Here is an 18,843-nt window from a genome sequence, read left to right on the forward strand (position 1 = left end):
GGGGGTGAGTCCCGGGCCACCCTGTCGTACGGGGCCCTCAGGCGTCCCGCTTCTTCAGTACGAGGAAGCCGCCGAGCACCGCGGCCGCCACCCAGCCCACCATGATCAGCAGCCCGGCCCACGGCCCGTACGGCCCCGCATCGCTGTTCATCGCGTGCGGCACCACCTGCATGATCTTGGAGCCCGCCTGGTCCGGGAAGTACCGGGCGACGTTCTTGGCACCCGGCACCGCCGACAGGATCTGCGAGACCAGGAAGAAGAACGGCATCAGGATGCCCAGCGACAGCATGGAGCTGCGCAGCATCGCCGCCACCCCCATGGAGAACAGCGCGATCAGCCCCATGTAGAGCCCGCCGCCGACGACCGCGCGCAGCACGTTGTCCGCGCCGATGTCCGTACCGTGGTCGCCCAGCAGCGCCTGGCCAAGGAAGAACGTGACGAAGCTGGTGACCAGCCCCACCCCCAGCGCGAGGGCCCCGGCCACCAGCATCTTGCTGAGCAGGAAGGTCGCCCGCTGCGGCACGGCCGCCAGCGAGGTGCGGATCATGCCGGAGCTGTACTCCGTACCGACGACGAGCACCCCGAACACCACCATCGCCAGCTGGCCCAGGATCATCCCGGAGAAGCTGATGAGCGTCGGGTCGAAGGTCAGCCGCTCGGCCTCCTTGAGGTCGTCGAACTGGGCGTTCATCACCGCGCACAGGGCCGCGCCCATCGCCACGGTGACCAGGAACGCCGAGATCAGCGTCCAGGTGGTGGAGGAGACCGTGCGGATCTTGGTCCATTCGGAATTCAGGACCGCGGGAACCGAAGCCATCGTTATGCCCCCTCTCCGCCGCCGGGCCGCTGGACCCAGCCCTCGCCCCACTGCGCGCCCTCGGGCGGTGGTGCGCCGCCGCCCGGCTCCGAGTGCGCGTGGTACTCGACGGAGCCCGCCGTCATCTGCATGAACGCCTCCTCCAGCGACGCCCGCTGGGCGCTCAGCTCGTGCAGTGTGATCGAGTGCCGGGCGGCCAGCTCGCCCAGGTCCTCGGTGGTGGCACCGTCCACCTCCAGCGTGCCGCCGTCCGCCTCGACGGCGACGACGCCCTCCTGGTGCAGCACGTCCCGCAGCCGCTCCTGCTGCGGGGAGCGCAGCCGGACGTAACTGCGCGAGTTCTCCTGGATGAAGTCGGCCATCGACGTGTCGGCGAGCAGCCTGCCCTGGCCGATCACGATCAGATGGTCGGCGGTCAGCGCCATCTCGCTCATCAGATGCGAGGAGACGAAGATCGTCCGGCCCTGCGAGGCGAGCGTCTTCATCAGGTTCCGGATCCAGTGGATGCCCTCGGGGTCGAGCCCGTTGACCGGCTCGTCGAACATCAGGATGCGGGGGTCGCCGAGCAGCGCCGACGCGATGCCCAGGCGCTGGCCCATGCCGAGCGAGAACCCCTTCGACTTCTTCCGCGCCACCGCGGTCAGACCGACGGTCTCCAGCACCTCCGCCACCCGCTGTTCGGGAATGCGGTTGCTCTGCGCCAGGCAGAGCAGATTGTTGTACGCGCTGCGCCCGCCGTGCATCGCCTTGGCGTCCAGCAACGCCCCGATGTACTTCAGGGGTTCTTCGAGTTCGCGGTAGTGCTTGCCGTCGATCCGTACCGAACCGCTGGTCGGGTTGTCGAGATCGAGCATCATCCGCATCGTGGTGGACTTGCCCGCCCCGTTGGGTCCCAGAAAACCCGTCACCATTCCCGGTTTGATCACACACGACAACTGGTCGACGGCGATCTTGTTCCCGTACCTCTTCGTGAGGCCATCGAGCTCGATCATGCGTTCACGCTAGAGCGCCCGCGTGCCCGGCGCCACCACAAAGGCGGAACCGGGCACGCGGGCCTGCGAAAACGGGTGCTGCTTCCCGGGTCAGCGGGTCTGCTGGGCCGGGACGCCGCGGGAGGCGGGCTCCTCGTCGGCGGGGGTGCCGGCGGCGGCCACCGCGGCACCGGTCAGCGTCGCCAGCATCTCGCGGACGTTGGTCAGCTGCGCGTTGATCGAGTCGCGGCGGTTGGTGAGGGCTGCGAGCTCGCGCTCCGACTCGCTGCGGATGCGGTCCGCCTTCGCGTTGGCGTCCGCCACGATGTCCTCGGACTGGCGCTGCGCGGTCTCCACCGTCTGACGGGCCCGGCGCTCGGCGTCCGTGCGCAGCTTCTCGGCCTCCAGGCGCAGCTGCTCGGCGCGGTGCTCGATCTCGGCGAGGCGCTTCTCGGCCTTGGCCTGGCGGGACGCGAGGTCGCGCTCCGACTGGTCGCGGCGCTTGGCGAGGTTGGTCTCGAAGTCCGCGGCGGCCTGGGCGGCCTTGGCGCGGGTCTCCTCGAAGAGGGCGTCGGCCTCCTCGCGCTTCTGCGCCGCGTCCTTCTGCGCGTCGGCGCGCAGCGCGGTGGCCTCACCCTTGGCCTTGTCCACGATGCGTACGCCGTCGTCCTCGGCCTTGGCCTTGCGCTCGGAGGCGAAGGTCTCGGCGTCGTTGCGCACCTGCTGGGCGGCGGACTCGGCGAGCTCGCGGTGCTGCTCGGCGGCGCGACGGGCCTCCTCGCGCAGGTCCTTCGCCTCCTCCTCGGCCAGGCGGAGAATCTTCTCCACACGCGCGCCGAGACCCGCGTACGACGGCTCCGCGTCGTTCACCTGGGCCTGGGCGTTCTGCGTTTCGAGGTGCAGCTCCTCGATGCGCTTTTCCAGCGATGTGATGCGGGCGAGAGCACTATCACGGTCGGCGACGAGCTTGGTAATGCGGTCATCCACCTGACCGCGGTCGTAACCACGCCGCACGAGTTCGAAGCCGAAGGGGGAGGAAGGGTCACTCATGGGGTTCCTGTCGAAGTGAGACCGGTGAGGTGATAGAGGGAATCCTAGGGGCCGAAACGGCGTGTCATCGAGCGGATGCCGGTTTGATCTGGAGAATGACACCCCTTTTGAGTGGCTGACCCCCGTAACCCTTGCCACTCGGACGAATGACGGTCCATGCGGAACCACGGACGACGGCCCGTCGGCTAGCCATCGGACTGCTTGCCACTCGATCGAGTGCCCGCCGCGGCCCCGGCCTTGACGCCGCCGGCCGGTGCGGAGCCGCCGCCCTTACCGCCCGCCGCGGGGGTCTCGAAAGACTCCAACGCCTCCAGCACGTCCTGGACACGGGAGATCTCCGTGTTGATGTCCTCGCGCCGGCGCACCAGGACCTCCAGCTCGTGCCGGCCCTCGTCCACCACCCGCTTGGCCTCCGTCTCGGCGTCCGCCCGCAGCTTCTCCGCCTCGCGCACCAGGCTGGCCTTCTTCTGCTCGGCCTCCTTCAGCAGCGACTCGGCCCGCTTCACGGCGGCGATCCTGACCTTGCTCGCCTCCGAGTTGGCGTCCGCCAGCAGCTCCTTGGACTTCGCCGCGGCCTCCTCGCGCTGCTCGGTGGCGGCCTTGATCAGCTTGTCGACGCGCTCGCCGACCGTCTTGACCTGCTCGGCCGTCTCCCGGCGCGCCCGGTCGTGCAGCTCCTGGACCTCGGTCTCCGCCCGGGTCTTCAGCTCCTCGGTCCGCTCCCGGATCTGCGTCGCGTCCCGGCGCGCGCCGACCAGCAGCTCGTCCGCGTCCGTCCGGGCCCGCTCCACCAGCGCATTGCCCTCGACCGTCGCCTCGGAGGTGATCCGCACGGCCTCCTTGCGCGCCGCCCCGACCATCGTGTCGGCCTGCTCCTCGGCCTCCGTGGCGGCCCGCAGCGCCTCCTCCTGAGCCTTGGCGATGAGCTGGTCCGCCTGCTCGGCCGCATCCGCCCGGCGCTTCGACGCCGCCTCGCGCGCCTCGTCCAGCAGCCGGTCCGCCTCCTGGCGCGCCTCGGCCCGCATCTGTTCGGCCGCCGCCTCCGCGTCCGACCGCAGCCGCTCCGACTCCTCCCGGGTGCGCGCCGCGTGCTCCTGCGCGGAGCCCACCGTGGCCGAAGCCTCCGCGCGCATCCGTTCCGCGTCGCCCGCCGCCTCGTCCACCGTCCGGGCCGCCCGGCGCTCCGCGTCCGTGCGCAGCCGGTCGGACTCGGCGGTCGCCTCGGACACCAGCTGGTCCGCCTGGGCCGCCGCCTCGGTCCGCATCCGGTTGGCGTCCTCGCGGGCCTCCGCCCGGCTGCGCGAGGCGTCCTGCTCGGCGGACGCCAGCGCGTCCGACGCCTCGGTCCGCATCCGCTGGCTGTACTCGGCGGTGTCCGCCCGCAGCCGCTCGGACTCCGCGATCGCGTCGGAGACCGTACGCTCCGCCATCGCCTTCGCGGCGTCCGTCTCCTCCTTGGCCACCTGGCGGATGCGCGAGGCGTCCTCGCCCGCCCGCTCCCGCTCGGCGTGCGCGTCGGACCGCAGCCGGTCGGCCTCCTCCTGGGCCTCCGACTTCGTCCGCTCCGCGACATGCTCCGCCGTCGAGCGCAGCCCGGCGATCTCCGCCTCGGCCTGCTCCTGGAGCCCGCTGACCGAGTCCCGCACCTGCTGGGCGGTCTGCTCGGCCGCCGCGACCAGCTCGGCCGCCCGGGTCTCCGCCTCGCCGGTCAGGCGCTGCGCCTCGGCCTGCGCCTCCTCGACCCGCTTGCGCGCGGAGGCCAGCAGCTCCTCGCTCCGCTCACGGGCGCGCTCACGCTCCTGGTCCGCCTCGGAGCGGGCCGCGTCCAGCGTCTCCTCGGCCGCGCGCCGGCGCCGGTTCGCCTCCTCCTGGGCGGCGGCCAGCGCCTCCGCGGCCTCCGTGCCGACCCGCTCCGCGGCCGCCGCGGCCTCCGCACGCATCCGGTCGGCGCTCTCCTGCGCCTCGGTCCGCAGCCGCTCCGCCTCGGTGGCCGCCTCGGTGCGCAGCCGTACGGCGACGGCCTCGCCCTCCGCACGCGACTGCGAGGCGTCCGCCGCGGCCTCGTCGCGCAGCCGCTGGGCTTCGGCCTCCGCCTGCTCCTGGAGCGTCCGCAGCCGCTCGGCGGACTCCGCGCGCAGCCGCTCGGACTCCTCACCGGCCTCGCGCCGGATGCGCTCCGACTCCGTACGCGCCTCGCCCAGCGCCTGCTCGGCGGCGGTGACCCGGGCCGCGGCCTCGTCCTTGAGCCGGGTCAGCTCACCGGCCGCCTCCGACTGCCGGGCCGCGACGGCGAGCTCGGTCTCCTCGCGCAGCGCGGCCGCCGCCTCCTCGGCAGCGGTCCGCGCCGCCTCGGCCTGCTCCTCGGCCTCGGTGCGCAGCTGCTCGGCCTCCGCGCGGGCCCGGTCGAGCGCGTCCTCCGCCTGCTTGCGCAGCGCGGCGGCCCGCTCCGTGGCCTCGGTCCGTACGCGCTCGCCCTCGGCGGTCGCCGTGCCGCGCAGCTCCTCCGCGTCGGCCTTGGCCTTCGCCAGCAGCTCCTCGGCGGTCTTCGCGCCCTCCTCGATCTGCTGAAGGGCCTCGCGGCGGGCCTCGCCCCGGATGCGCTCGCCCTCCGCGACCGCCTCGGCCCGCAGCTGCTCGGCCTCCCCGCGCAGCCGGCGCGCCTCCTCCTGGAGCTCGACCGTCTTGGCCCGGTACTCCTTGGTGTCGTCCTTGGCCGCGCCCTTGAGCTGGTCGGCCTGCTCGGCCGCCTCGCCGCGCAGCCGGTCCGCCTCCGCCTCGGCCTCGCGGCGGATGCGCTCGGCCTCCTCGCCCGCCGCCCTGGTGGCCGTCTTCGCGTCGTCGGACGCCTTGGTCAGGATCTCCTCGGCGGACCGGGCTGCCTTCGCGAGCTGGGCCGCCGCGTCCTCGGCGGCGGCGGTGCGCGCGGTCTCGGCCGCCTCCGAGCGCAGCCGCTCGGCCTCGCCCCGGGCGTCCGCGAGCGCCTGCTCGGCCTCTGCCTTGAGGGTCTCGGACTCCTTGGTCGCCTCGCCGACCAGCCGGGCGATCTCCGTCTTGGCGGTCCGGGTGCGCTGCTCGTTCTGCGACTCGGCCGAAGCCAGCCGCTTGACCGCGGCCTCCTTGGCCTCGGCGAGGACCTTCTCGGCCTCCAGGCGGGCCTCGCGCAGCCGGGTCTCGGCCTCCTGCATGCGCTGCTCGGCGGCCCGGTTCAGCTCGGTCGTCCGCTGCCGGGTCTGCTCGGTCTCCGCGGTCGTCGTCAGCCGCAGCTGCTCCGCGTGGCTGGTGGCCTCCTGGGCCTGGCCGGCCGCGGCGCCGAGCATCCGCTCCGCGTCCTTGCGGGCCCGCATCAGGATCGACTCCGCCTCGGCCCGGGCGGACTCCGCCTCGGAACCGACGCGCTGCCGGGTCTCCTCGGTCAGCCGGGCGGCCTCGGTCCGGGCGGTGGCGAGCGCCTGCTCGGCCTCGGCCCGGGACTCCTCCATCAGGCGGCGGGCCTGCGACTCCGTCCGGGCGCGCAGCTGCTCGGCCCAGGCGACGTTCTCGTTGACGTGGGACTCGACGGTCTGGCGGCGCTCCGCCAGCTCCTGGTCGAGCTGCTGGCGGCGCTGGACCGCCTCGGTGTGCAGCTCGGCCTGGAGGCGGGCCTGGTGCTCGGCGTGCTCCTGGAGGATGCGCTGGGTCTGGGCGCGGGCGTCGCGCAGCTCGCGTTCGGCGTCGCTGCGCAGCTGCTCGGCCTGGACCTGGGCGTTCCGGAGCAGCTGCTCGGCCTGGTAGCCGATGTCCGCGCTGTCGTAGGCGGGACGCGTCGCCAGACTGCGCCGTGCCTCGTGCAGCTTGGCGCGCAAGACCTCGACCTGATAGCCGAGGTCCTCGGCGTGCTGGACGGCCTTCTCCCGGTCGGTCCTGAGCCGGTCCATCTCGGCCTCGAACCGCGAGAGATGGTCCTCTTCAGCTCGGTGGCTCTCCTGGCGTTCGTAGCCCCGCACTGCGCGGTCCCATCCTTCCCCGAGCTCTCAACGTTCGGGGAATGGTGACAGATCAACGGCTGGGGACGCGGCGCACCCCCGACCCGGCCCCGGCCCGGAAGAGCCCACTCTACCGGGCGGGTATGGCTGGGGTCAGTGCTCCGTCTTCGCCGTGACCAGTTCGGTGAGGACGCCGTGGCAGTCCTTCGGGTGGAGGAAGGTGATCCTGGACCCCATCGAACCCGTCCTGGGCTCGTCGTACAGCACCCTGACCCCCTTCTCGCGGATGTCCGCGGCGTCCGCGTCGACGTCCGCCGTACCGAAGGCGATGTGGTGCACACCCTCCCCGTTCTTGGCCAGCCATTTGCCCACGGCCGAGTCCTCGCGGGTGGGCTCCAGGAGCTGGAGGTAGGAGGCGCCGCCGTCGGACGTATCGTTGATCTTGAGCATGGCCTCGCGTACACCCTGCTCCTCGTTGACCTCGGTGTGGAGGACCTCGAACCCGTAGGTCGAGCGGTAGAACTCGACGGTCGCGTCGAGGTCGGAACAGGCGATTCCGATGTGGTCGATTCGCGTCAGCATGGGACCAGTGCAGCGCGCTCCGGATGGTTACGCAACGTGCGCGCGATCACACCCGCGGGCGGATGACGGGGCGGGTACCGCTCAGTACATTCAAGCGGAGGGGCCGGCATGTGAGGGGTGGAAGAAGGAGCAGGGCCTGGTGCGTGCAGCTGCAAGGCGGAGGAGGGAGGCGTGGCGGAGCCACGCCGACCGACGACAACGCCGCAGATGTGCGTGCCAGGGCCTGTGACGCCGCCCCTCACATGCCGGCCCCTCCCACCCTCGTTCACATCTAACCCAAGGGGCTGTGCCTCATGTCAGGAACGACCGGTACCACCTCCGTGATCGTCGCGGGCGCCCGGACGCCCATGGGCCGGCTCCTCGGCTCCCTGAAGACCTTCTCCGGCGCGGACCTCGGCGGGATCGCCATCAAGGCGGCGCTGGACCGGGCCGGCATCGGCGGCGACCAGGTCGAGTACGTGATCATGGGCCAGGTGCTCCAGGCCGGCGCGGGCCAGATCCCCGCCCGCCAGGCCGCGGTCAAGGCCGGCATCCCGATGAACGTCCCCGCGCTCACCGTCAACAAGGTGTGCCTCTCCGGGCTCGACGCCATCGCCCTGGCCGACCAGCTCATCCGCGCCGGTGAGTTCGACGTCGTCGTGGCCGGCGGCCAGGAGTCCATGACGAACGCCCCGCACCTGCTCCCCAAGTCCCGCGAGGGCCACAAGTACGGCGCGATCGAGATGCTCGACTCGATGGCGTACGACGGTCTGACCGACGCGTACGAGAACATCCCGATGGGCGAGTCCACCGAGAAGCACAACACCCGCCTCGGCCTGGACCGCGCCGCCCAGGACGAGATCGGCGCCCTCTCCCACCAGCGCGCCGCCGCCGCCCAGAAGAACGGCCTGTTCGAGGCCGAGATCACCCCGGTCGAGATCCCGCAGCGCAAGGGCGACCCGGTCCTCTTCGCCAAGGACGAGGGCATCCGCCCCGAGACCACCGCGGAGTCCCTGGGCAAGCTGCGCCCGGCCTTCGCCAAGGACGGCACGATCACCGCGGGCACCTCCTCGCAGATCTCCGACGGCGCCGCCGCGGTCGTCGTCATGAGCAAGGCCAAGGCCGAGGAGCTGGGCCTGGAGTGGATCGCCGAGATCGGCGCCCACGGCAATGTGGCGGGCCCGGACAACTCGCTCCAGTCGCAGCCGTCCAACGCGATCCGGCACGCCCTGAAGAAGGAGGGCATCGGCGTCGAGGACCTGGACCTCATCGAGATCAACGAGGCGTTCGCGGCCGTCGCCGTCCAGTCGATGAAGGACCTCGGCGTCACCTCGGACAAGGTCAACGTCAACGGCGGCGCCATCGCGCTCGGCCACCCCATCGGCATGTCCGGCGCCCGTGTGGTGCTGCACCTGGCGCTGGAGCTGAAGCGGCGCGGCGGCGGCACCGGTGCGGCGGCGCTGTGCGGCGGCGGTGGCCAGGGCGACGCGCTGATCCTGCGCGTGCCGGGCAAGTAGAGCGGTACGGAAACGAGCGTCGAGCGGAACGGAGCGGTGATGGTGGACGTCCCCACCCTGGTGGAGCAGGCCCGCGCGGGCGGACCCCGGGCGGTGGCCCGGCTCATCTCCCTGGTGGAGGGGGCCTCGCCGCAGCTGCGCGAGGTGATGGCGGCCCTGGCGCCGCTGGCGGGCCGCGCGTACGTGGTCGGCCTGACCGGTTCGCCGGGCGTCGGCAAGTCCACGTCGACGTCGGCGCTCGTCTCCGCGTACCGGAAGCAGGACAAGCGGGTCGCGGTGCTCGCCGTCGACCCGTCCTCGCCGTTCTCCGGCGGGGCGCTGCTCGGCGACCGGGTCCGGATGTCGGACCACGCGTCCGACCCGGGCGTCTACATCCGCTCCATGGCGACCCGCGGCCACCTCGGCGGCCTCGCCTGGGCGGCCCCGCAGGCGATCCGGGTGCTGGACGCGTCGGGCTTCGACGTGATCCTGGTCGAGACGGTGGGCGTCGGCCAGTCCGAGGTGGAGATCGCCTCGCAGGCCGACACCTCGGCCGTCCTCCTCGCCCCCGGCATGGGCGACGGCATCCAGGCCGCGAAGGCGGGCATCCTGGAGATCGGCGACGTGTACGTGGTGAACAAGGCGGACCGGGACGGCGCGGACGCCACCGCCCGCGAGCTCAACCACATGCTGGGCCTGGGCGAGTCCCGGGCCCCCGGCGACTGGCGCCCGCCGATCGTCAGGACGGTCGCCGCCCGGGGCGAGGGCGTCGACGAGCTGGTCGAGGCCCTGGAGAAGCACCGCGCCTGGATGGAGGAGCGCGGCGTCCTCGGCGAACGCCGGGCGGCCCGCGCCGCCCGCGAGGTCGAGACGATCGCGGTCACCCGCCTCCGCGAACGCATCGGCTCCCTGCACGGCGACCGCCGCCTGGACACCCTGGCCGCCCGCATCGTGGCCGGCCGGCTGGACCCGTACACGGCGGCGGACGAACTGGTGGCGGGACTGACGGGCGAGAGCTGACGGCCTCTCCCGGGGCGCGGCGTGCGGGCCGCGCCCCGGGAGTGCCCCCGGACCGGCTCTGCGTGCCTCAACTCCCTTGCCCCCGTGGCAGGATGGCCGCCGGTTCCGGCACCGGCGGACGAGGCCGACCTGCTCCTCGCCGGTGACCGTCTCGTCGCGGTGGGCGAGGCCGTCACCGCCGTGAAGGCCGCGGACGGCGCCCGGCAGCTGCTCTGTTCGGGCCGCGAAGGTCTGACGATCGTGGACATGGAGGCCCCGGACAAGCGCCGCACCGTCGCCCCCGGCGCATGGAGGGATACGGGCCCGGAGCCATTCCCCTGAACTCAGTCCTCGTCCCGGCCGTCCGCCGTGACGACCCCCGTCAGCGCGTCCACCGACAGCTCGTGCTCCCCGCCGTCCTTGCCGCGCACGTCCGTCTCCCAGTGCGCTGCCCCGCCGTGCCGGCCCTCCAGCTCCACCGACGTCACCACGCCGGGCACCGACTTGAGTGCGGCGCCCGCTGCCTCCTCCAGCGAGACCGAGACCGTCCGGGGCGCGCTCCGGCTGTCGTCCTCGTCCCGGTCCACCCGCTTGCCCAGCACCTTTCCACTCTCCGCGTCCACCGTCACATCGCGCCATACCTTGTCCGCCCCGTACACCTCCAGTTCCCAGCGGAGCCGCCCGTCCTCCTCGTCGAGCTCCGCCTCGGTCACCGTGCCGGGGACGGCCTTCCGGCCGGCCGCGACCGCCTCGCCGACCGTGACGCGCGAGGCGGCGGCACGCGCCGTACCGCCGCCGTCGTCGTCCGCGAGGGCGACAGCGGTCGCCGTCCCGCCACCGATCAGCACCGCCGCCGTCACCACACCGATCACGATCTTCCGCTTCATGAGGGTTCCTCCCGGAATCGATACGAACCACTGAGACGCCCCCACACTGCCCGCGCCACCCTGAACGCAGCCTGAAGCCACCTGAAACCGTCTTCAGCTTCCGTTTGGGACGCTGGGCGCATGCGCCTGTTGATCGTGGAGGACGAGAAACGGCTGGCGATCTCCCTGGCCCGGGGGCTCACCGCCGAGGGATTCGCCGTGGACGTCGTGCACGACGGGGCCGAGGGCCTGCACCGGGCGACGGACGGCGCCTACGACCTGGTGATCCTCGACATCATGCTGCCCGGGATGAACGGCTACCGCGTCTGCGCAGCCCTGCGCGCCGCAGGCCACGACGTACCGGTGCTGATGCTGACCGCGAAGGACGGCGAGTACGACGAGGCGGAGGGCCTGGACACGGGTGCCGACGACTACCTGACCAAGCCGTTCAGTTACGTGGTGCTGGTCGCCCGGGTCCGCGCCCTGCTGCGCCGCCGGGGCGGCACCGGCTCGCCGGTGGTCACCGTGGGGGCCCTGCGCATGGACACCGCCGCCCGCCGCCTGCACCTCGACGGCGAGGAGATCGCACTGACGGCCAAGGAGTTCGCCGTGCTCGAACAACTCGCCCTGCGCGCCGGTCAGGTGGTGAGCAAGGCGGAGATCCTGGAACACGTCTGGGACTTCGCGTACGACGGCGACCCGAACATCGTCGAGGTGTACGTCAGCACCCTGCGCCGCAAGCTCGGCGCGGCCGCCATCCGCACGGTGCGGGGCGCCGGTTACCGGCTGGAGGCGCTGTGAGGTCGGTACGGGCCAGGGCCGCGCTCGGCGCCACCGTGGTCGTCGCCCTCGCCCTGGGCGCCGCCGGGATCGCCGTCCTGCTCGTTCTGCGCGCCAACCTCACCGACCAGGCGGGCCTCCAGGCCGAGGTGACGGCCCGGGAGGTCGCCGGACAGCTGGCCCTCGGTGTGCCGTACGCCGAGCTGGACACGGGTGACGAGGAGGAGCACCCGGTCCAGGTCACCGACGAGGACGGGCGCGTGGTCGCCGTCTCCAAGGACCTGGAGTCGATATCCGGCACCGGCACGGACCGGGTCGACGCATCGGGGACGGCAGGGGCGGGCGACGACGACCACGACGACGACCGCGACGGTGACGACGACCCGGGCCGCGGCGAGGTCTCCACGGACGAACCGGACTTCGGCAACGGCACCGCCACCGTGGACGGCGACCGCGCCGACTACCGGTTCGCCGCGGTCGAGGCGACGGACCCGGCGGGACGCACCCTGACCGTCCACGCGGGCGCCCCGCTCGCCGCCGAGCGGCGGGCCGTGGAGAGCGTGCGCTCGGCGATGCTGGCCGGGCTGCCCGTGGTGCTCCTGGTCGTCGCCGGGGTGACCTGGCTGGTGACCCGGCGGGCCCTGCGCCCGGTGGAGGGCATCCGGCGCGAGATGGCGGCGATCACCGCGTCCGAGGACCTGGCCCGGCGGGTGCCGGAACCGGGCTCCCGTGACGAGGTCGCGAGGCTGGCCCGTACGACCAACGAGACCCTCGCCGCGCTGGAGGAGTCCGTCGGCCGGCAGCGGCGCTTCGTGGCCGACGCCTCGCACGAGCTGCGCAGCCCGATCGCCTCGCTGCGCACCCAGCTGGAGGTGGGCGCCGCGCACCCGGAGCTGCTGGACGTGCCGGGCGCGGTCGCCGACACCGTACGCCTCCAGGCACTCGCCGCGGACCTGCTGCTGCTGGCCCGGCTGGACGCGGGGGAGCGGGCGGGGCTCACGCGGCTCGACCTGGGGGCGCTGGTCCGCGAGGAGGTCTCCCAGCGCGTCGGCGACCGCGTCCCGGTCACGGTGTCCGTGAGCGACGGCGGCCTCGACGTGGCCGGTTCGCACGCCCGCCTGGCCAGGGTCCTCGGCAACCTGCTGGACAACGCCCAGCGGCACGCGGTGCGTTCGGTGTCCGTCACGGTGGCCCGGGACGCCGCAGAGGTGCTCGTCGCCGTGACGGACGACGGGGCCGGGGTGCCGGATGCGGAGTGCGACCGCGTCTTCGAACGCTTCGTCCGCCTCGACGAGGCGCGCGCCCGCGATGACGGCGGGGCGGGCCTGGGCCTGGCCATCGCCCGAGACGTGGCCACGCACCACGGCGGAACCCTCACGGTGTCGGGAGCCCGCTTCGAGCTCCGGCTCCCGCCCACAGGCCCGCCGCGGGCGTAACGCACCCGCACCCGCCCCCAAGGCCCCCTACCGCTGTCCCCGCAGATGCTCCGCCACCGGCGTCAACGCCGCCCGCAGCTCCGCCAGCCCCTCCGCCGACAGCAGGTCCACGAAGTGCCTCCGCACGGACGCGACATGGTGCGGTGCCACCCGCCGCATCGTCTCCGCGCCCTCCTCCGTCAGCACCGCGTACAGCCCCCGCCGGTCCGACTCGCAGTTCTCCCGCCGTACCAGGCCCGCGTTCTCCATACGCGTGATCTGGTGCGACAGCCGGCTCTTCGACTGAAGGGTCGCGCCCGCGAGATCGCTCATCCGCATGCGGAGGTCGTCCGACTCGGAGAGGTTGACGAGGATCTCGTAGTCGTTGTTGGTCAGCCCGAACGGCTGGAGGTCCTTCTCCAGCTGGTGCATCAGCAGCCTGCTGACGTCCAGGTGGGTGCGCCAGGCGCACTGCTCGGCGTCGCTCAGCCAGCGGGTGGCCGTCTCGGTCTCCATGTATGGATTCTACCTAAGAAGTTGAAAGCCGGACGAAGTGTGGGGATGTGACACCCGGCACCGCGCCGCCCGCACGGGCGGCCCGCACCGGGGCGCAGACGTTCGACGTCACACTCCGCAGACTACCGTTCACGAACCGAAGCGACGCTGGAGGTCCCCCCGCTGACCACCCGGCACCCCCGCCTGCTGCGGCACCGCCCCCGCCGGCTGTTCGGCCATCAGCTCCTCGGAGGACTGGAGCAGCACCGTACCGGCGCCGACGAACTCGAACTGGTGCTCCTCGCCGGAGGCACCGCCGAATCCGGTCAGCCCGCGCAGGCCGCCCAGGAGGCCGGTCATGTAGCCGTGGTCGTAGTGGTGGCAGGGGGACGGGCAGTCCGCCCAGCCGACCAGGGCCTGCGGGTCCACCCGCAGCGGGGGTTCCATGAAGACCACCGGCCCGTTGGACGCGGCGACGAACTTGCCGGTGCCGATCAGCGTCAGGAACCCGGGCACGATCGACTGCTTCAGCGCCAGCGACGGCTGGTACGCGAGCAGGTTGCCGGACCGGATGGTCAGGTTCCCGTCGTCCAGGTCGTACGAGTTCACATCGAACGCCCGGTCCGCGAGCAGCATCTTGCCGCTGCCCTCGGCCACCACCCAGTCGCTCGCGTGCAGCGGGGAGTGGAAGCTCGACCGGACCAGCCGCTCGAAGCGGCCGTGTCCGATGCCGTCGAAGCCGATCTGCCCGTAGTAGGCGATCATCTTGCCCTTCTGGAGGAACCACTGGCTCCCCTTGAGCTCCACACAGAAGGTGTACGCGTTGACGTTGTCGTCCGCCGGCAACGTCATCGGGTCGAAGACCACGGGCCCGTTCACAGCTTCTCCTCCGACGCCTGGACGTACACCGCACCGCTGCCGCTCAGCTCCAGCTGGAAGCCCTCGCCCGAGCCGCGGCCCACCATCTCGCGCCAGCCGATCGCGGTGGAGAGCTTGTTGCGTACGTCGCCGTGGTGGGCGACGTACGCCTGGGGGTCGACGTGCACCGTGCGGCCCGGCGCGATCGGCAGCTCGATCACCCCGCCGTGCGCCATCACGGCCACCGCCCCGTGCCCCTGGAGCGTCGTGGTGAACAGGCCCTGCCCGGTCACCTGGCCGCGCACCATGCCCATCACCCCGCCCTGCGAGCCCATGAACATCGTGCCCTGCCGGAGTGTGCCGTCGAAGGCGAGCAGCCGGTCCGCCTCCACGTAGAGGGTGTCCCCGGAGAGGCTGATCACATGGATGTGGTGGCCGCCGTGGCCGAACATCACCGTGCCGTTGCCCTCGACCGTCATCAGCGGGGTCGCCTCGTTCGCCATCCGGCGGCCGATCATCGACATCATGCCGCCCTGACCGCCCTGGATGTTCGGCGTGAACGCCACCTCACCCCGGTACGCGAGCATCGCCCCGCGCTGGCTGAACATCTTCTGGCCGGGGACCACCGTCGCCTCGACCATCTTCGAGTTGATCTCACGGAACGGCATCAGACGTTCCCCCCGATCGTGTTCCGCTCGCTGGGCTGCACGTAGACCAGTCCGTCGCCCTCGAACCGGATCTGGAAGGACTCGCCGGAACCCTCGCCGATCAGCGTCCGGAAGTTCACCCCGGACTGGAAGTTCTGCTGGAGGCTGCCCTGGTGGGCGATGTACGCGCCGGGGTCCACGAACAGCGGGTACTGCGGGGAGACCCGCAGCACCACGGCCGTGCCGTCCGACATGATCGCCGCCTGGCCGGACCCCTCCACGGTGGTGGTGAACAGGCCGTTGCCCGTCGCCCCGCCGCGCAGGCCGGTGAACGTGGTGCCGGTGCGCAGACCCGCGTCGGTGCAGAGCAGATTGCTCGCCTCGACGTACAGCTTGTCGCCGTGCAGCGTGACGAGGTTGATCTCGCTCGCCCGGTCCGCGAAGTAGCAGGTGCCCTGGCCGGTGACCTGCATCACCGCCATCGACTCACCGGTCAGTCTGCGGGTCACCATCCCGCGCAGTCCCTCACCGCCGCCCGTCATCTTCTTGAACGTCATCTGGCCCTCGTACGCGACCATCGAGCCGTTCTTCGCCTTGACGGCATCGCCTGCCAGATCGACGGCGAGCGTCTTGCTTCCCTCAAGCCGGAACATTGCCACCCGCCGAAAATAGCCGCAGCCACCGCCGCCGGGCCAGGGGGGTGGTACCCGGCGCCGGAGGTGCCCGCCCGCGATGTCACAATGGGTGCCGCTTGTGCGTGCGTTCACAAGCCGTCACGCCCCTCCCACCGAAGGTGCCCCCGTGGACATCAAGACCGCTAACGCCCTGCACCGGCTGCGCCTCATCTCGATTCCCGAGGCGCTGTCCTTCCCGGCGCTGATCCTCTTCGGCTCGGTGCTGAGCCGGGTCTCCGACATCGACTTCCTGATGATGCCGCTGGGCATGCTGCACGGCGTGCTCTTCGTGATCTACGTGGTGCTGCTGCTCGACGTGTGGGCGAAGACCCAGTGGCCGCTGAAGCGCGTCGCGTTCTTCTTCCTGCTGTGCGTGCTGCCGTTCGGCGGTCTGTACGGGGACAAGGTGCTCAAGCGCTACGAGGCGGACAGCGTGATCGCCGCCCGGGCCCGCCGCGAAGGCACGGTCAGCGCATGATCGTCGCCTTCTCCGTCAGCCCGCTCGGAGTCGGCGAGGACGTCGGCGAGTACGTCGCCGACGCCGTCCGGGTCGTCCGCGAGTCGGGGCTGCCCAACCGTACGGACGCCATGTTCACCTCCATCGAGGGGGAGTGGGACGAGAGTGGGGTCTCCCCTGCTCGAACGTAGTTGAGAGCTTGGGGAAGGATGTCGTCAAGCGCGCGGTGGCCGCTGTCGAGGCGCGGGCGGGCCGGGTCTCCCTGGTCCTGAAGGCGGACATCCGCCCCGGGGTCACCGACGGTCTGACCGCCAAGGTCGAGACGGTCGAGCGCTACCTCGCGGAGTGACCCCGTACCGCCCATGAGCCCCTGCCGGACCGGCGGGGGCTCTCCTCATTCCGGGACCGCCAGCGTGATCCCCAGCGGCGTCCGCTCGTACAGCACCTGGTGTCCGTAGCGCCGCGAGGTCAGCAGTCCCGCCGCCCGCAGCACCGACAGATGCTCCGACACCGAGGACGGCGCCAGGCCCAGCCGGTGGGCGAGCGCGCTCGTGCCGGCCGGCTCGTCCAGCGCGCACAGCACGTCCGCCCGGGCCCGGCCGAGCAGCCGCGCCAGCGCCTGAGGGGTGCTCGCGCCCGGCTCCGTCCACAGGCCCCCGATGCCGCGCGCCGGGTAGACGACGGCCGGGAGCCAGGGGTCCTCGAAGCCGGCGACCGTGGCCGGCCAGACGAACACGGACGGCATCAGCACCAGACCCTGGCCGCCCAGCACCCGGGAGTGCCGGCTCTTCGTGTCGGTGATGGTCAGCGTCGAGCCGGACCAGCGCAGCCGGGGGCTCAGCTCACCGAGCAGCTGCTCGAAACCGACCGCCGCCAGCCGCCGCGAGTGGTACGCCACGTCCGCTTCGAGCAGCGCGCGCAACCGGGGCCAGTGCGGCGCGACCAGCACCTCCCAGGCCCGCTCCAGCAGGTCCGCCAGCTCCCGCACGCTCCGTGCCGGATCGGCCAGCAACGCCTGCCCGACGGGCGAGCCAAGCGCCCCCGGCCGGTCCCGCAGCGAGGCCGCGATGTCCTGGCGGGCCAGCTCGGGACCGACCGCCCGCACCGCCGCGATCTCCTCCTCGAAGGAGGCCAGCGGCCCCACGGGCGGCGGCGAGAAGAAGTCCGGGCAGTGCCCGCCGTCCGGCATCAGCAGCCACAACGGCTCCAGTTCCAGCCCGGCCGCCGCGTCCCGGATCCGGCGCAGCCACGGCAGGTGGTAGCCCTGCTGCTCCGGCCGCGCCAGCACCCGTACGGCCGCCTGGGTCTCCCAGAGCGGGGAGACGGCGAAACGGCAGCGCAGCAGATCGCTCCCGTCGAAATGCAGCTGGGAGGACATCGGCGCACCCCGGGAAGATTCGGCTGGGCCCGAAAGTCTACGCCCCGGGCCGCCCGGTCGCGCAGGCTGCGCCCATGCCGAGAAACACCCCCGGGCCCCGGTCGGGCCCGCAGACCCCCGAGCCCGGGCCGGGCCCGCAGACCCCCGACACCCGCGGCCCCGCCGCGCCCCGCGGCTACCGTGCCGTCTTCGGCCTCCGCGAGTTCCGGGCCGTCTTCGCCGCGCATCTGCTCTCGCTGCTCGGTGTCGTCGTCAGTGAGCTGGCGCTCATCGTGCTGGTTTACGACCTCACCGCCTCGCCGCTGCTCAGCGCGCTGACCTTCGCGCTCGGCACGCTGCCGTATCTCGTCGGCGGCACGCTGTTCGCCGGGGTCGCCGACCGGTATCCGGCCCGTCGGGTGCTGGTCACCTGCGACCTGGTGTGCGCGGTCTGCGTCGGGCTGATGGTGCTGCCGGGCACCCCGGTCGCCGGGCTGCTGGTGCTGCGCTGCCTGGTCGCCGCCGTCTCGCCGGTCTTCACCGGGACGCGGATGGCCGCGCTGACCGACATCCTCGGCGAGGGCGAGCTGTTCGTGCTGGGGCGCTCGCTGCTGCGGATCGTCTCGCAGGGGTCGCTGCTCGCCGGTTTCGGCGTCGGCGGGGTGCTGCTGACCGTGCTGTCGCCGCGCGGCGCGATCACGATCACCGTCGCCACCTTCCTCTGCTCGGCGGCGCTGCTGCGCTTCGGCACGCGTGACCGGCCCGCCCGTGAAGGCGGCGGCGCCGGTCTGCTGCGGGAGTCCCTGTCCGGCGCCCGGCTGGTCCTCGGCCACCGCCGCCTCCGGGCCCTGATGCTGCTCTTCTGGCTGCCCCCGCTGTTCATCGTCGCCCCGGAGGCGGTCGCCGCGCCGTACGCCGACGAGATCGGCGTCGGCCCGGCCGCGCTCGGGCTGCTGATGTGCGCCATGCCGGTCGGCCACATCGCCGCCGAGCTGTACACGGGCTCCGCGCTGCGCCCGCGCACCCGGGAGCGGATCGTGCTGCCGCTGGCCGCCGCCGGGCTGCTGCCCCTCGCGGCGTACGCGCTGACGCCGGGCGTCGCGGCGGCCGGCGTCGCGCTGATGGTGGCCGGGGCCTCGTCCGCGTACGTCATCGGCCTGGACCAGTGGTTCGTCGCCGAGGTCCCGGAGGAGCTGCGCGGGCGGGCCATGACCCTGCTGACCGCCGGGCTCATGACGCTCCAGGGCGTCGGGATGGCGCTCACCGGGCTCGCCGCCGAGTTCTTCCCCGTGCACCGGGTGGTCGCCGGGGCGGCCGTCCTCGGTACGCTCTGCCTCCTTCCGCTGGTCGCCGAGGTCCGCAGAACCGCACCCGTTGCCGGGAGCCGGACCGAAGTGCGAGACGGGGAGGACCGACAAGTTCCCCATGGGTAAGGTCG

Annotated in this window: 18 protein-coding genes and 1 pseudogene; 8 read left to right on the forward strand and 11 right to left on the reverse strand. The window is 72.6% G+C overall.

The window, feature by feature from the left end:
* Positions 1-37: 37 nt before the first annotated feature.
* From OG338_RS21595 to mce, 5 genes are all read right to left on the reverse strand, one after another.
* Positions 38-817: an ABC transporter permease subunit gene (locus OG338_RS21595; RefSeq protein WP_405938886.1), complete on the reverse strand. Its 780-nt coding sequence runs from the start codon at positions 815-817 to the stop codon at positions 38-40.
* Positions 818-819: 2 nt separating this feature from the next.
* Positions 820-1,809, reverse strand: coding sequence for an ATP-binding cassette domain-containing protein (locus OG338_RS21600; protein ID WP_405938887.1), 990 nt, complete (start codon positions 1,807-1,809; stop codon positions 820-822).
* A gap of 90 nt (positions 1,810-1,899) precedes the next feature.
* On the reverse strand, positions 1,900-2,838 hold the full coding sequence (locus OG338_RS21605; protein WP_018102607.1) for a hypothetical protein: 939 nt from the start codon (positions 2,836-2,838) through the stop codon (positions 1,900-1,902).
* A gap of 185 nt (positions 2,839-3,023) precedes the next feature.
* Positions 3,024-6,821, reverse strand: coding sequence for a polarized growth protein Scy (gene scy / locus OG338_RS21610; RefSeq protein ID WP_405938888.1), 3,798 nt, complete (start codon positions 6,819-6,821; stop codon positions 3,024-3,026).
* A 132-nt stretch (positions 6,822-6,953) separates the two neighbouring features.
* Positions 6,954-7,382 carry a methylmalonyl-CoA epimerase gene (gene mce, locus OG338_RS21615; RefSeq protein ID WP_405938889.1) on the reverse strand — a complete coding sequence of 143 codons (429 nt, stop codon included), beginning with the start codon at positions 7,380-7,382 and terminating at the stop codon, positions 6,954-6,956.
* 293 nt (positions 7,383-7,675) lie between these two features.
* Between mce and OG338_RS21620 the strand changes: the two genes are divergently transcribed.
* The 3 genes from OG338_RS21620 to OG338_RS21630 all read left to right on the forward strand — a co-directional run bounded on the left by OG338_RS21620 (position 7,676) and on the right by OG338_RS21630 (position 10,198).
* The gene (locus OG338_RS21620) at positions 7,676-8,878 is read left to right on the forward strand and encodes an acetyl-CoA C-acetyltransferase (RefSeq protein WP_405938890.1); all 1,203 of its coding nucleotides are present in this window, start codon (positions 7,676-7,678) and stop codon (positions 8,876-8,878) included.
* Between the two features lie 39 nt (positions 8,879-8,917).
* The gene (gene meaB, locus OG338_RS21625; protein ID WP_405938891.1) at positions 8,918-9,877 is read left to right on the forward strand and encodes a methylmalonyl Co-A mutase-associated GTPase MeaB; all 960 of its coding nucleotides are present in this window, start codon (positions 8,918-8,920) and stop codon (positions 9,875-9,877) included.
* A gap of 84 nt (positions 9,878-9,961) precedes the next feature.
* Positions 9,962-10,198 carry a hypothetical protein gene (locus OG338_RS21630; RefSeq protein ID WP_405938892.1) on the forward strand — a complete coding sequence of 79 codons (237 nt, stop codon included), beginning with the start codon at positions 9,962-9,964 and terminating at the stop codon, positions 10,196-10,198.
* 2 nt (positions 10,199-10,200) lie between these two features.
* On the opposite strand, the gene OG338_RS21635 is transcribed toward OG338_RS21630, so the two are convergent.
* Entirely contained in the window at positions 10,201-10,743 is a 543-nt protein-coding gene (locus tag OG338_RS21635; protein WP_405938893.1) for a PepSY domain-containing protein, read from the reverse strand.
* A 120-nt stretch (positions 10,744-10,863) separates the two neighbouring features.
* Between OG338_RS21635 and OG338_RS21640 the strand changes: the two genes are divergently transcribed.
* Both OG338_RS21640 and OG338_RS21645 read left to right on the forward strand, forming a co-directional pair.
* Positions 10,864-11,523 carry a response regulator transcription factor gene (locus tag OG338_RS21640; protein WP_161207155.1) on the forward strand — a complete coding sequence of 220 codons (660 nt, stop codon included), beginning with the start codon at positions 10,864-10,866 and terminating at the stop codon, positions 11,521-11,523.
* The gene (locus tag OG338_RS21645; protein ID WP_405938894.1) at positions 11,520-12,938 is read left to right on the forward strand and encodes an ATP-binding protein; all 1,419 of its coding nucleotides are present in this window, start codon (positions 11,520-11,522) and stop codon (positions 12,936-12,938) included. Before OG338_RS21640 ends, OG338_RS21645 begins: the two co-directional genes overlap by 4 nt.
* 27 nt (positions 12,939-12,965) lie before the next feature.
* Here OG338_RS21645 and OG338_RS21650 read toward each other — a convergent pair whose 3' ends face one another.
* The 4 genes from OG338_RS21650 to OG338_RS21665 all read right to left on the reverse strand — a co-directional run bounded on the left by OG338_RS21650 (position 12,966) and on the right by OG338_RS21665 (position 15,570).
* Complete coding sequence (locus tag OG338_RS21650) at positions 12,966-13,433, reverse strand: MarR family winged helix-turn-helix transcriptional regulator (protein WP_405938895.1); 468 nt, start codon at positions 13,431-13,433, stop codon at positions 12,966-12,968.
* A 129-nt stretch (positions 13,434-13,562) separates the two neighbouring features.
* A complete protein-coding gene (locus OG338_RS21655; RefSeq protein ID WP_405938896.1) occupies positions 13,563-14,291 on the reverse strand; it encodes an AIM24 family protein in 729 nt (242 codons plus the stop codon).
* Positions 14,288-14,938, reverse strand: coding sequence for an AIM24 family protein (locus OG338_RS21660; protein WP_405938897.1), 651 nt, complete (start codon positions 14,936-14,938; stop codon positions 14,288-14,290). Before OG338_RS21660 ends, OG338_RS21655 begins: the two co-directional genes overlap by 4 nt.
* Positions 14,938-15,570, reverse strand: coding sequence for an AIM24 family protein (locus OG338_RS21665; protein ID WP_405940496.1), 633 nt, complete (start codon positions 15,568-15,570; stop codon positions 14,938-14,940). Before OG338_RS21665 ends, OG338_RS21660 begins: the two co-directional genes overlap by 1 nt.
* Before the next feature lie 148 nt (positions 15,571-15,718).
* Between OG338_RS21665 and OG338_RS21670 the strand changes: the two genes are divergently transcribed.
* Complete coding sequence (locus OG338_RS21670; protein ID WP_405938898.1) at positions 15,719-16,069, forward strand: DUF3817 domain-containing protein; 351 nt, start codon at positions 15,719-15,721, stop codon at positions 16,067-16,069.
* Positions 16,066-16,397 (forward strand): annotated as a pseudogene (locus tag OG338_RS21675) (MTH1187 family thiamine-binding protein). Before OG338_RS21670 ends, OG338_RS21675 begins: the two are co-directional and overlap by 4 nt.
* A gap of 45 nt (positions 16,398-16,442) precedes the next feature.
* On the opposite strand, the gene OG338_RS21680 reads toward OG338_RS21675, so the two are convergent.
* Entirely contained in the window at positions 16,443-17,426 is a 984-nt protein-coding gene (locus OG338_RS21680) for a DUF5937 family protein (RefSeq protein ID WP_405938899.1), read from the reverse strand.
* A gap of 74 nt (positions 17,427-17,500) precedes the next feature.
* Between OG338_RS21680 and OG338_RS21685 the strand changes: the two genes are divergently transcribed.
* Positions 17,501-18,838, forward strand: a complete 1,338-nt coding sequence (locus OG338_RS21685) for an MFS transporter (RefSeq protein ID WP_405938900.1) — start codon at positions 17,501-17,503, stop codon at positions 18,836-18,838.
* Positions 18,839-18,843: the final 5 nt, after the last annotated feature.

The sequence above is a fragment of the Streptomyces sp. NBC_00726 genome (assembly GCF_045161735.1).
Classification (GTDB): Bacteria; Actinomycetota; Actinomycetes; order Streptomycetales; family Streptomycetaceae; genus Streptomyces.